Annotated in this window: 14 protein-coding genes; 8 read left to right on the forward strand and 6 right to left on the reverse strand. The window is 67.6% G+C overall.

What is annotated here, in order from left to right:
- Window positions 1–2: 2 nt before the first annotated feature.
- From P0M04_RS29015 to P0M04_RS29030, 4 genes are all read right to left on the reverse strand, one after another.
- The gene (locus P0M04_RS29015) at window positions 3–626 is read right to left on the reverse strand and encodes a response regulator transcription factor (protein ID WP_259450888.1); all 624 of its coding nucleotides are present in this window, start codon (window positions 624–626) and stop codon (window positions 3–5) included.
- A 68-nt stretch (window positions 627–694) separates the two neighbouring features.
- Window positions 695–1,090: a response regulator gene (locus tag P0M04_RS29020; protein WP_259450887.1), complete on the reverse strand. Its 396-nt coding sequence runs from the start codon at window positions 1,088–1,090 to the stop codon at window positions 695–697.
- Complete coding sequence (locus P0M04_RS29025; RefSeq protein ID WP_259450886.1) at window positions 1,074–1,352, reverse strand: XapX domain-containing protein; 279 nt, start codon at window positions 1,350–1,352, stop codon at window positions 1,074–1,076. The genes P0M04_RS29020 and P0M04_RS29025 overlap by 17 nt, the downstream gene beginning before the upstream one ends.
- Before the next feature lie 95 nt (window positions 1,353–1,447).
- A complete protein-coding gene (locus tag P0M04_RS29030) occupies window positions 1,448–2,134 on the reverse strand; it encodes a hydrolase (protein WP_036235836.1) in 687 nt (228 codons plus the stop codon).
- A 133-nt stretch (window positions 2,135–2,267) separates the two neighbouring features.
- Here P0M04_RS29030 and P0M04_RS29035 point away from each other — a divergent pair, with 133 nt between their 5' ends.
- The 7 genes from P0M04_RS29035 to P0M04_RS29065 all read left to right on the forward strand — a co-directional run bounded on the left by P0M04_RS29035 (window position 2,268) and on the right by P0M04_RS29065 (window position 10,147).
- On the forward strand, window positions 2,268–4,445 hold the full coding sequence (locus P0M04_RS29035) for a ligand-binding sensor domain-containing protein (RefSeq protein ID WP_259450885.1): 2,178 nt from the start codon (window positions 2,268–2,270) through the stop codon (window positions 4,443–4,445).
- A 45-nt stretch (window positions 4,446–4,490) separates the two neighbouring features.
- Window positions 4,491–5,279 carry a sensor histidine kinase gene (locus tag P0M04_RS29040; protein WP_259450884.1) on the forward strand — a complete coding sequence of 263 codons (789 nt, stop codon included), beginning with the start codon at window positions 4,491–4,493 and terminating at the stop codon, window positions 5,277–5,279.
- A gap of 86 nt (window positions 5,280–5,365) precedes the next feature.
- Entirely contained in the window at window positions 5,366–6,238 is an 873-nt protein-coding gene (locus P0M04_RS29045; protein ID WP_259450883.1) for an AraC family transcriptional regulator, read from the forward strand.
- The gene (locus tag P0M04_RS29050; RefSeq protein ID WP_259450882.1) at window positions 6,235–6,741 is read left to right on the forward strand and encodes a DUF1993 domain-containing protein; all 507 of its coding nucleotides are present in this window, start codon (window positions 6,235–6,237) and stop codon (window positions 6,739–6,741) included. The genes P0M04_RS29045 and P0M04_RS29050 overlap by 4 nt, the downstream gene beginning before the upstream one ends.
- Window positions 6,742–6,846: 105 nt before the next feature.
- Window positions 6,847–9,006 (forward strand): polyphosphate kinase 1, encoded by a 2,160-nt coding sequence (gene ppk1 / locus P0M04_RS29055; RefSeq protein ID WP_259450881.1) that lies wholly within the window; start codon window positions 6,847–6,849, stop codon window positions 9,004–9,006.
- The gene (locus P0M04_RS29060; protein ID WP_259450880.1) at window positions 8,972–9,445 is read left to right on the forward strand and encodes a SixA phosphatase family protein; all 474 of its coding nucleotides are present in this window, start codon (window positions 8,972–8,974) and stop codon (window positions 9,443–9,445) included. The genes ppk1 and P0M04_RS29060 overlap by 35 nt, the downstream gene beginning before the upstream one ends.
- A gap of 66 nt (window positions 9,446–9,511) precedes the next feature.
- Entirely contained in the window at window positions 9,512–10,147 is a 636-nt protein-coding gene (locus tag P0M04_RS29065) for a hypothetical protein (RefSeq protein WP_259450879.1), read from the forward strand.
- Here the strand turns inward: P0M04_RS29065 and P0M04_RS29070 are convergent.
- Together P0M04_RS29070 and P0M04_RS29075 are read right to left on the reverse strand one after the other, a co-directional pair.
- Window positions 10,144–10,563 (reverse strand): hypothetical protein, encoded by a 420-nt coding sequence (locus P0M04_RS29070; RefSeq protein ID WP_259450878.1) that lies wholly within the window; start codon window positions 10,561–10,563, stop codon window positions 10,144–10,146. The genes P0M04_RS29065 and P0M04_RS29070 overlap by 4 nt on opposite strands.
- A complete protein-coding gene (locus P0M04_RS29075) occupies window positions 10,556–11,770 on the reverse strand; it encodes an MFS transporter (RefSeq protein ID WP_259450877.1) in 1,215 nt (404 codons plus the stop codon). The genes P0M04_RS29070 and P0M04_RS29075 overlap by 8 nt, the downstream gene beginning before the upstream one ends.
- An 89-nt stretch (window positions 11,771–11,859) precedes the next feature.
- Here P0M04_RS29075 and P0M04_RS29080 point away from each other — a divergent pair, with 89 nt between their 5' ends.
- Window positions 11,860–12,651, forward strand: coding sequence for an AraC family transcriptional regulator (locus P0M04_RS29080; RefSeq protein ID WP_259450876.1), 792 nt, complete (start codon window positions 11,860–11,862; stop codon window positions 12,649–12,651).
- The last annotated feature ends 23 nt before the right edge of the window (window positions 12,652–12,674 follow it).

Below are 12,674 nucleotides of genomic sequence, written 5' to 3' on the forward strand. Positions count from 1 at the left end.
CCTCAACGGCTGCGCACGCTCTCGATGCCGAGCTTCTCGGCCATGCGCACCAGTTCGGCCAGCGTGCGCGTCTGCATCTTCTGCATCAGGTTGCGCTTGTGGACCTTGGCCATGATCTCGCTGATGCCCATCTCGTCCGCGATCTGCTTGTTCAACAACCCGCCGATGGCGAGCCCGAACACCTCGCGCTCGCGCGGCGTGAGCTGAGCGTGGCGGCGCGCCAGTTCGTCGACTTCGCTGCGCTGCGCGATGCGGCTCGCATCGCTGGCCAGCGCCTCGTCGACGGCGGCCAGCAGCGCGTCCGGATCGACGGGCTTGGTGAGGAATTCGTTGGCGCCGGCCTTCATCGCGGCCACGGACAGCGGGATCGTGCCGTGGCCGGTCAGGAAGATGACGGGGAGCGCCAGGTGGCGCTCTGCCATGTGCTGCAGCACGCTCATGCCGTCCAGCTGCGGCATCTGCATGTCGAGGATCAGGCAGGCCGGCACGGGCGGTGCCGGCTGCACGAGGAAGTCGGCGGCGTCGGCGAACGCGCGCACGTCGTACCCCTCCGCCTCGAGCAGGTGTTCGAGGCCGGAACGCACGTTCGCATCGTCGTCCACCACCATCACCATCCGCTCGCCCATGCCTGCCTCCTCGTCTGTTGCAGACGCAAGCATAGCGGAAAATACCGGGTTGTGCGGAGGCGCGGCCATCACTGGATGGCGTCCGGCGGCACCGGGATCGAATCGATCAGCGCCAGCAGGCAGTCGGCGTCGACCGGCTTGAGCAGCAGCGTCAGCGCGCCGACGCTGCCCGCGCGCTGGACGAGCGCCGGATCGTCGTCGCCCGTAATGAAGATGACGGGCAGGCTCGGCGCCAGCGCGCGCAGGCTTTCGCGCAGCGCGAAGCCGTCCGGTATGCCGATGTGGATGTCGAGCACGGCGCAATGGGCGCGCACGGGGTCGCAGCCATCGAGCGCGGCGGCCGCGCTGCAGAAGCCTTCGGCCGCGTAGCCGGCCGCGCGCAGCAGGCCGAGCATGCCGGTGCGGACGGTGTCGTCGTCGTCGACCACCAGCACGGTCTGGCTGCCGTCAGGCTGCGCGATCATGGCCGGCCTTGTTGTCCGTCGTCGGTGCGGGCGGCGGCGTCACGCCGCTGATGCTGCTCACGCACTCGCTGCGAAACCAGGAAATGGTGACGGGCTCGCCGGAGATCAGGCGCTTGGCGATGGGCACGGCCTGCTCGCCCACGAGCATGCCGAACAGGCCGATCAGCGCGATCGCGGGCGGCGCCGGAGAACGGACCTGCAGCAATGCGTAGATGCAGCCGACCAGCAGGCCGACTGCCAAGGAAACCAGGTAGAACTTCATACATCCCCCTGTGGATGAATGGCGGGAGCGGCCCCGGACCGGATAGGCGCGGGGCCGCGGATGCGCATGCCGGGTTGGCCGGCGCACGCAAAAAATCAGCGTGCTGGTACCGGCGCCAGCGTTTCGTGGCTGGTGGTGCCGCGCTGCGGTGCCTTGTGCACCATCGTGTACGCGTAGTCGATGCCCATGCCGTACGCGCCCGAGTGCTCCTTGGCGATGCCGGTCACGGCGTCATAGGTGTCCTTGTGCGCCCAGTCCCGCTGCCACTCCAGCAGCACCTGCTGCCAGGTCACCGGCACGACGCCGGCCTGGATCATGCGCTGCATGGCGTAGTCGTGAGCTTCCTTGGTCGTGCCGCCCGAGGCGTCCGCGACCATGTAGATCTCGTAGCCGCCTTCCAGCATCGCGCACAGGGCGAAGGTGGTGTTGCAGACTTCCGTCCACAGGCCGGCGACGACGATCTTCTTGCGGCCGTTGGCAGCCAGCGCGTCGCGCACTTTCTGGTCGTCCCACGAGTTCATCGAGGTGCGCTCGAGGATGGGCTGGTTCGGGAACACGTCCAGCAGTTCCGGGTAGGTGTAGCCCGAGAAGCCTTGCGTCTCGACGGTGGTGATGGTCGTCGGGATGTTGAACGTGCGGGCGGCCTTGGCGAGGCCGACGGTGTTGTTCTTCAGGACCTGGCGGTCGATGGACTGCACGCCGAATGCCATCTGCGGCTGGTGATCGATGAAGATGATCTGGCTGTTCTGCGGCGTCAGCACTTCGAGTTTTGGATTGCTCATGGGATGATCCTCTGAGAGGGATTGGTGGATAAGCGGTGGTGCACCTACGAAGTCATGGTAGTCCCCCGCCCTGCGCATCGCCAGTATCCGTTCGTATAGGCGCGCAGTTGCCGCGTGCTTTACAATCCGACGAATGTTCCGCTCCGCCATCGCCTTCACTCTCGTCCTGTTGTCCGGCAGCGCGCACGCGCTCGACCCCACGCTCTCGATCTCCCAGCTGCACCACGACGCTTGGACGAGCAAGGACGGCATGCCGGGCGACGTGTGGGAAATGACGCAGGACCGCGACGGCTTCATGTGGTTCGCCACGCCGTCCGGCCTGTACCGCTTCGACGGCGTGCGCTTCGAGCACATCCGCTCGCTGGGCGGGCAGCCCCTGCTGTCCAACGTGATCGCGACGGTGCGCGCGTTTCCCGACGGGTCGCTGTGGATCGGGTACCGCTATGCGGGCATGTCGGTGGTCCGCGACGGCCGGCTGCGCCATTATTCGGAGGCCGACGGCTACGAGCCCGGCACGGTGTATTCGATCGTGGCGGACGAGCGCGGGCGCACCTGGGCCGCGACGAGCAAGGGCCTGTTCATGCTGGACGGCAGCCGCTGGCACAAGATCGGTGCCGACTGGGGACTGGACGGGAGGTCGGAAGGCTTGCGCCGCGATCCGACGGGTCGGTTGTGGGTGAATACCGAGAACGCGCTGTTTTATCGCGATCCCGGTGTCGACCGCTTCGTGCCGAGCGGCCTGACAGGTCAGCATTTCAACGTCATGCCCGACCGCGACGGGCACCTTTGGCTGTGGTACCTGGACCGCGTGACGCGCCTGCCGGAACGCCTCGCCACGCCGCCGAAGCCGCGCGACTGGTGGACGACGTCGTACTCGTTCGATGCCATCTTCGACCGCGACGGCAACCTGTGGCATGCCGGCATCGGACTCTACCGGATGTCTCCGGACGCGCTGGCGCGTACCGGCGTCTGGTACCCGCGGACCGACCCTGGCGAACACGCGCCCGCGAGCCTGGTCAGCGGCGATGCGATGACGATGTTCGAGGACCGCGAAGGCAATGTCTGGCTCGGCACGCGGCGCGGCGTCGACCGTTTCCGGCGCGACCGCATCGTGTCGATGGGTCTCCCGGCGGGGTATTCGTATGCGGCCCTCGCGGTGGACGACGGCGGCCGCCTGTGGGCCCGGGCCGAGAGCACGCGCCAGCCGCGCCTGTGGGTCTACGGTGCGGCCGGCCCCGAGGACCAGCCGGAGCGCGACGTGCAGGGACTTGCCACCGCGGTCGACGGCGCCCTGCTCCTGTCGCGCGCGGGATACATCGAACGCCGCAAGGGCAGCGGCCGTACCCGCATCCCGTTCCCGGATGGCGTGCCGCAAGCCGCGATGGATGCGGGCGTCCGCACGATGCTGGACGACGGCCGCGGCCTGTGGGCCGGGTTCGCGTACGACAAGCTGTACCGGTGGACCGGCGACCGCTGGCATCCCGCGCACGAGTATGGCGTTCCGGACCCGGAACCCATCTGCATGGCGCGCGGTGCCGACGGCACGGTGTGGTTCGGCTACCGCGACAGCACCGTGGTGAGCCTGCGCGAGGGGCAGGTGAGGCGCTACGGCAGCGCGGACGGCCTGGGCGTCGGCGTCGTGGCCCGCGTTTACGATGCCGGCGGCGTAACACTAGTGGCCGGCGACAAGGGTTTGTCGATGCTGTCCGCCGGCCGCTTCGTCCCGGTCCGCCTCGCCGATCCGCAGGCGCTGGCCGGCATTACGGGCATGCTGCTGCGCGCCGACGGCGACCTGTGGCTGAACGGCAGCCGCGGCCTCGTCCGCATCCCGGCCGCGCAGTGGCGCGCGTTCCTGAAGGCGCCGGCCGGCACCATCGCCACCTACGATTTGTTCGACGCGACCGACGGCTACCCCGGCATCGCGCAGTTCCGCTCGGGGCAATCGAGCCTGCTGGAGACGCCCGACGGCCGCCTGTGGCTGCACGGCACCGACGGCGCCGCGTGGATCGATCCGGCGCGCCTGCCGCGCAACGGGATGGCGCCGCCCGTGCATGTCCTAAGCGTGTCCGCCGGCGGACGCAGTCTCGATGCGACGGGCCCCTTGACCCTGCCGGCAGGCACGCAAGACCTGCAGATCGCGTACACCGCACCCAGCTTCACGATGCCGGAACGGGTGCGCTTCCGCTACCGCCTGGAAGGCGTGGACGACGACTGGCGCGACGCCGGCCCGCGCCGCACCGCCTATTACACGCGCCTGGGACCGGGCAGCTACCGCTTCATCGTCAGCGCCGCCAACGAGGACGGCGTGTGAAACCCGGCGGGCGCCGCGCTCGACGTCACGATCGCGCCCACGTTCGTGCAGGGCGCGCCGTTCAAGGCGCTGTGCGCCGCCCTCCTCGCGCTGGGCGCCTGGCTGCTGTACCGCCTGCGCCTGCGCCGGGTGACCTTGCAGCTGCGCCGCCTGCTGCAGGAGCGCGCGGGCGAACGCGAACGCATCGCGCGCACCTTGCACGACACGCTGATGCAATCCGTGCAGGCCCTGCTGATGCTGTTCGAGCACGCGCGCGACCGGCTGCCGCGGGACTGTCCCGACCGGCCCCTCATCGACCGCACGCTCGAACAGGCGAGAAACGCCCTGCGCGAAGGCCGCGACGAACTGACGGCGCTGCGCGGCGCGGCAGCGCCGGCCGAGGACCTCGTCGGCGCGGTCGTCCCGCTGGGCCATATTCTCGGCGAGCAGTTCGGCGTGCGCTTCGACGTGCGCGTGGAGGGCCAGCGCCGCACGCTGTGCCGCGACGTCGCCCAGGAAACGTGTTTCATCGCCCGCGAGGCGCTGCAGAACGCGTTCCGCCACGCGCATGCGAACGAGGTCGTGCTGGAGGTGGTCTACGGCGAGCACGCGTTCGAACTGCGGGTGCGCGACGACGGCCGCGGCATCCGCGAGGCCGCCCGTCCCGGCCACTGGGGCCTCGCGGGCATGCGCGAACGTGCGGCGGCCATCGGCGCGCACCTCGACATCGGACCCGGTGCGGGCGGCGGCACGGTGGTCGCGCTCACCGTGCCCGCCGACCAGGCGTACGAGCGCCCGGCGCGGCCACCGTGGTGGCGCCGCCTCGCGGGCCGGGTTCCGGCCGGACAGCCATAGATATACATATGTGTCTTGGTAGCGTCGAACATGTTACGATCATTGTCGCGTAATGACATGCGCCTCCTTGACGATCGAACGACACCATGATGACTCTCCACGACCTCCGCCACCTCGCCATGCGCCACGCCGGCACGGGCCCGGACTGCATCGTGCCCGGGCTGCGGGTGCGTTCGGTCACGGCGCCGACCCTGCCGATGAGCGGCATCGAAGAGCCGATGTTCGCCCTGATCCTGCAGGGCCGCAAGCGCTCGACCATCGGCGGGCGCACCTACGAATACGGCCCCGGCGACTGCGTGATCGTCTCGCTGACGATGCCCTCGACCGGCCAGGTGACCCATGCCAGCGAGGACGAACCCTACCTCGGCATCGCACTCACCCTGCGCCCGGCCGAGATCGCGGGCCTGATCGTCGAAGCGGAAGCCGAGGCGCTGCCGGACGCCACGCCGATGGCCGTGCATGCGGCCTCGCACCAGCTGCTGGACGCCGTCGGGCGCCTCGTCACCCTGCTCGACCATCCGGACGACGTCCGCATCCTGCGGCCGCTGCTGGAAAAGGAGATCCTGTGGCGCCTGCTCTCCGGCCCGCACGGCCCGATGCTGCGCGAGGTGGGCCTGGCGGACAGCCGCGCGTCGCGCATCGGCCGCGCGATCCGCTGGCTGCAGCAGCACTACGCGGAACCCGTCTCGACGCAGCAGCTGGAAGCCGTGAGCGGCATGAGTGCGTCGTCGCTGTTCCGCCATTTCAAGGACTTCACGTCGCTGAGTCCCCTGCAATACCAGAAGCAGATCCGCCTGCACGAGGCGCGGGCCCGGCTCGCGGCCGCCAGCTGCGACGTGGCGGCCGTCGCCTACCAGGTCGGCTACGAAAGCCCGTCGCAGTTTACGCGCGAGTACAGCCGCATGTTCGGACGGCCGCCGCGCGACGACCTGCGGCGCGTGCGCGAGACGGTCGTATGACGGTGACGCCGACCCGGCTCTTCCTGCACTACCTGCGCCGGCTGGAGGCCATCCTGAAGCTGGCCGAGGCGCACGGCGGCGGCGTCGCGGAACACCGGCTGCATCCGGACATGTTCCCGCTGCTGCAGCAGGCCCGGGTCGCGATCGGCTTCACCCTGCGCGCCACCTGCCCGCTGGCGCGCCGCGAGATCGTCTCGTTCCGCACCGAGGAAGACACGTTCGCGGGCATCTACGCGGAACTCGAACGGACGATGGCGTACCTAGCGGCGATACCCGATGCGGATTTCGCCGGCATGGACACGGTGAACGTCCACACGACGGCCGGGTTCGCGGAGCTGGCGCTGCCCGGCCCGGAGTATTACCAGATGTACGCCGTACCCAACTTCTTTTTTCACTATGCGATGGTGTATGCGATCGCGCGCCAGGCCGGCGTCCCGGTCGGGAAATCCGACTTCGACGGCTATCACCGTTATCCCTCCGGTTTTACATTCGACGCGCAATAACGGGCTATCAATTGTGACGGGGCGCCGCTGCAGAGCGTTCTCTGTCACAATGTTGTCATAATCGGCTTCTACACTCCGTTGTCACGAGTGAAATATTCCCGAAAAATGGATATGAAGTTAAAAACGGACGAGGCACTTGCCGCGCTTCCGCCCGATAGCCCACACCTGTTCCTCAACCGCGAACTCTCGCTGCTCGAATTCAATCGCCGCGTGCTCGAACAGGCGGAAGATCCGTCCGTCCCGCTGCTCGAACGCCTGCGCTTCCTGACCATCGTCTCCAGCAACCTCGACGAATTCTTCGAGGTCCGCGTCGCCAGCCTGCTCGCCCAGCACCAGGCACACGGCGGGCCCGATCCCGGCCAGGCCGACCTGGACGGCGCCGCCGACGAATGCCGCCAGATCATCGGGCGCCAGTATGCGCTGCTGAACGACCAGATCCTGCCGCAGCTGTCCGCAAACGGCATCCACCTGCTGCGCCGCTCCGACCGCAACGCGGCGCAGAAGGCGTGGGTCAAGCAGTACTTCGACAAGGAAGTGCGCCCGCTCCTCACGCCCGTCGGCCTCGACCCGGCGCACCCGTTCCCGCGCGTGATCAACAAGAGCCTGAACTTCATCGTCGAACTGGCCGGCAAGGATGCGTTCGGGCGCGGCACCGGCATCGCGATCATGAAGGCGCCGCGCGTGCTGCCGCGGCTGATCCGCCTGCCGGACGAACTGTCGGACAAGCCGGGGGCGTCGTACTGCCTGCTTACGTCCGTGATCCAGGCCCACATGGCCGACCTGTTCACGGGCCGCGAAGTGGTGTCGTACTCGCAGTTCCGCGTCACCCGCAACAGCGACCTGTGGGTCGACGAGGAAGAAGTCAAAAACCTGCGCCAGGCACTGCAGAGCGAACTCCATAGCCGCAACTACGGCTTCGCGGTGCGGCTGGAAGTGGCGCGCGGCTGTCCCAAACATCTCGCCGACTTCCTGCTCGACCAGTTCTCGATCGACCGCTCGCGCCTGTTCACCGTGGACGGTCCCGTCAACATGGGCCGCCTGCTCGAAATCGCCAACAGCAACGCCCGGCCGGACCTCAAGTTCACGCCCTATTCTCCCGGCTTCCCCGCCAAGCTCGTGAACGCGCACGACACGTTCTCCGTACTGCGCAAGCAGGACATCCTGCTGCACCATCCGTACCAGTCGTTCCAGCCCGTGATCGAATTCGTGCGCTGCGCCGCGGCCGATCCGAACGTCGTCGCGATCAAGCAGACGATCTACCGCGCCGGCTCGAATTCCGAGCTGATGGAAGCCCTGATCAACGCGGCGCTGCGCGGCAAGGAAGTCACCGTCATCGTCGAACTGATGGCACGCTTCGACGAAGAGGCCAACATCAACTGGGCCGAGCGGCTGGAAGAAGCCGGCGCCCAGGTCGTGTACGGCGTCGTGGGCCTCAAGACGCACGCGAAGATGGCGCTCGTGCTGCGCCGCGAGCCGGACGGCCTGCGCCGCTACGCCCACCTCGGCACCGGCAACTACAACCCGACGACGGCGCGCTTCTACACGGACTTCGGACTGCTCACGTCGGACGACGAGCTCACGGCCGACGTCAACGAGGTGTTCATCCACCTCACGAGCATGACGCGGCCCACGCAGCTGTCGGCGATGTGGCTGGCGCCGTTCACGCTGCAGAAGGAAATCGTCAAGGCGATCCGGCAGGAAGCGGCGATCGCGCGCGAAGGCAAGCCGGCGCGCATCATCGCGAAGATGAATTCGCTGACCGACGAATCCGTCATCCGCGCGCTGTACGAGGCGTCGGCCGACGGCGTGCGCATCGACCTGATCGTGCGCGGCGCGTGCTCGCTGCGGCCCGGCGTGGCGGGGCTGTCCGAGAATATCCGGGTGCGCTCGATCGTCGGCCGCTTCCTCGAGCACACGCGCGTCTACTACTTCCGCAACAATCTCAAGAACGACATCTACCTGGGCAGCGCGGACTGGATGAACCGCAACCTGTTCCGCCGGGTCGAAGTCGCGTTCCCCATCCGCTCGCCGGCGCTCAAGAAACGTGTACTGCGCGAGGGCCTGCAGGTCTATTTGAAGGACAACGTCAACGCCTGGGAACTGGGCAGCGACGGCCGCTACAAGCGCCGCAAGTCACGCGGCAGCCAGGCGGCCTTCAGCGCGCAGCAGTTTTTGATGGACACGCTGGGCGCGCAGAGCACCGCCCATGCACATAACAAGGAAAACGACCATGGAACTGATCCTGTGGCGCCACGCCGAGGCTGAGCCGCACGTCCCCGACCGCGAGGGCGACCAGTTGCGCGAGCTGACGGCCAAGGGCGCGCGCCATGCGTCGCGCGTGGGCGCGTGGCTCGACCGCCAGCTGCCGTCGCACTGCCGCATCCTGTCCAGCCCGGCCGCGCGCTGCGTGCAGACAGCGCAGGCGCTGGGCCGCAAGTTCATCACCGTGGAAGCGCTGAACACGGATTCGTCGGCGGAACGCATCCTGGAAGCGGCCGGCTGGCCGGACAACAGGCATACGGTCGTCGTGGTCGGGCACCAGCCGCTGCTCGGCCAGGTCGCGTCGCTGATCTTTTCGGGGACGGCGCAGGACTGGAAGATCCGCAAGGCCAGCGTGTTCTGGATTGCCAGCAAGGGCGAAGAGGATCCGGCGCCGTTCGTCAGGCTGGCGGTGGGCCCGGATATCGTCGGAAAGCTGCGGTGACAGCCTGAGCCGCCGATTTCGATGATTTTTTGTTATTATTAATCATCGAAACGTCTTTTGGCTACCATGGCTCTCGTTACTCATCCTGATCGGCGCTTGGGAGATCGACGTACCGATGGCGTCACCGCAAAAATCCTGCGCACCATGTTCGCCATGCGGCGCAGTTTCGGCAACGCCGCAGCGAAAAATCTCCTCTTGCGCAACGGCCTCGACGAGGAGTTGGTCGAGCGTGTGCTGGCCATTCCCGAGGAACGCCGCGCGCAGCGACGTCGTGAAGCGCCGTCTGCGCCCGCGGAGCCACATGCAACGACAACTGACGACGACGGACCTGTCACGCTCGACGCGGCAGCGATGGCGATCCTGCACCGTCTTCGCTTCGAAGCGGATACCGGCATGCACAGGATGGCGCTCGCCGAGTGTCCCGTCGAATTGCAACGGTTTGCCCTGATCCGGCTGGATGACGACGGCAAGCCTGTGATCACTGCGAAAGGCCGGCAGGCGCTCAAGCATTTTGCCTGCGTGCGTGCGCTCAACAGTATTCAATGCGGCCCGGATGCGCCCATGATGAGCGAGGAAATCCGGATCTGGCTGGAATCGAACATGTTCTTGCAGCGTGTCGGTAACGACTACAGGATCACGGAGCTCGGCAATAGTTGGCTCGAATTCAACCGGTCGATTTCGCAGAATCGGGCAATGCTCTAGTCCGCCGTAAACTTCCGCATCGTGCCGACAAGCGTCGGCGCCGTCGCGCAAAACACGCTGACGGATGCGTTACCGGAAGCGACGAGCCACTCGCGCCGGTTTTTCTCCAGCCCCTGGAGCGCGTCTTCTTCCGCCGACCAGCCGCCGGCGGTCACCTCCATGACAAAGCTGCCGCGCGGGAAACCGTCGGACAACCAGTAACGCGCCAGGTCGAATTCGTCGAGCAGGCGAAAACCCGTCACGTCCCTGAATGTCACCGTCAGCCCATGCACTGTCCGGTCCGGATCCATCGCACCTGCAAGAACGATGACCAATGCGCCATCGCGATAGTCGACCGACTCGACGTCGGAATTGACGGGCACGACACCCACTGGAGAAAATGCCCGCGCTGAAAACGCCATCTCCACCTCACGCATTCTGCAACCGGGCACTGCGCGTTCCGCCCCCCACGCCCACCGCCGTGACGATCGCCAGCGCCTGGAACAGCGCAATCCCCGCAAACAGCCATCCCGGATGCCCCGCGTCCATCACGAGCCCGAACATGGCAGGCCCGACGGACAGCCCGGAATCCAGCCCCGAATAGACGACACCATACACCCGCCCCGTCGCATTCTTCGGCGCGGCCGCGCGGATCATCAGGTCGCGCGACGGTCCCGCGATGCCCGAGAAGAAGCCGACGAGCGCCATCAGCGGCAACGCGAGCCAGCCCGGCACGACGGCCAGTCCCAGCAGCAGGGCCAGCGCGGCGGCCACGGCGAAGGCGATGGCGACCGTGCGGTCGTAGTCCTGCCGCCCGGCACCGACGAACCCGCCCAGCAGCATGCCGCCCGCGGACGCCAGCATGTACGCCGTGTACGAACCCGTCGCCAGTTCGCGCGAGATGCCGTACAGCTGCATCAGGCCGATCGAGGAAAAGGCCTGGATGCCGCCCAGCGACACCGCCGTCAGGAAGAAGAAGCCGAAGCACATCCACACGGCCCGCAGGCGCAGGAACGACAGCGTCCCTTCTCCGCTCGCGGCGGCCGGTGCGGAGGCCGGCTTCGCTTCCGGGGCTAGGCGCGCCCGATTCAGGACCAGGATGGCCAGCACGGCGAACGGCAGGATCGCGGCGGATGCCAGCGCCATGCGCCAGCTCGAGAACACCGCCACCGTCGTCATGAACAACGGCGCCGCGGCCCAGCCGATGTTGCCGCTGATGCCGTGCACCGAGAAGCCGTGCGCCAGCCTGGCGCGCGAGACGCGCTGGTTCAGCAGCGTATAGTCGGCGGGGTGAAAAATGCTGTTGCCGACGCCGGCCAGCAGCGCGCCCACCATCAGCGCCGCGTAGCTGCCGGCCACCGACAGCACGAGGGCGGAGACGCCCAGCATCGCCATGCCGAAGAACAGCACGCTGCGGGCGCCGACCTTGTCGACGACGAAGCCGGCCAGCGCCTGGCCGATGCCCGAGACGACGAAGAACGCCGTCAGCAGCAGGCCCAGTTCCGCATAACTGAGGCCGAAGGCGGGCTTCAGCCAGGGGAACAGCGCGGCCAGGATCAGGTGATAGAAATGCGACGTGCCGTGGGCCAGGCCCACCAGGGCGATCACGCGCGCGTCGGCGCGCAGGGTGCTGTCTTGTGACATATCTACTCCAGGTGAAAACGCCAGTGTAGGCAAAACGTCCACGACTGATTTACGATAGCAGGACAACTTCTATCGAGAATCGGACATCCGTGAGCATCCCCGTCGTACACCATACGCAGCCGTTCCCGGACTGCTTCGACCCGACGCCGGCGCGGCCCGTCACCTTGACGGCGCGCGACCTGGAGGCGTCCGACAACGTCGCGCCGCACACGCACACCTTCGGCCAGCTGACCTATGCGCGCGAAGGCGTGATCCGCCTGACGGCCGCCGGCAGCAGCTGGATCGTGCCGCCGTCGCGCGCGATCTGGACGGCGCCCGGCGTCGTGCACGAAGTGACGGTGCTCGAACCGGTGCGCCTGCGCCCGGTGCGCATCCACGCCGCGCGCTCGCCCTTCCCTGGCGAGGCGTGCCGCGTGCTGGAGGTGTCCACCCTGCTGCGCGAACTGATCCTCGCACTGGAACAACTGCCGCAACTGGAACCGTCGCCGCGCGCGACGCTCTTGTCCGAACTGATGCTGGACGAACTGGCGCGCTCGCCCGCGCTGCCGATCCGCGTGCCGCTGCCGCGCGACAAGCGCCTGCAAAGCCTGTGCGAACGCCTGCTCGACGACCCCGGCGCCACGCACACGCTGGCCGACTGGGCGCGCCAGGTCGGCGCATCGGAACGCACGCTGGCGCGCCTGTTCGAGCGCGAACTGGGGATGAGTTTCACCGAATGGCGCCAGCAGGTGCGCCTCGCGCACGCGGCGCCGCTGATCGCGCGCGGGATGCCCTTGTCGCGCGTGGCGGACGAACTGGGCTATACGAGCCAGTCGGCCTTTTCGCACATGTTCAGGAAGACGTTCGGCTGTTCGCCGTCGGCGTTTTTCGCGCAGCGCTGACATGCAGCACTTTTACAGGAAAG

The sequence above is a fragment of the Telluria mixta genome (genome assembly GCF_029223865.1).
Lineage (GTDB): Bacteria > Pseudomonadota > Gammaproteobacteria > Burkholderiales > Burkholderiaceae_D > Telluria > Telluria mixta.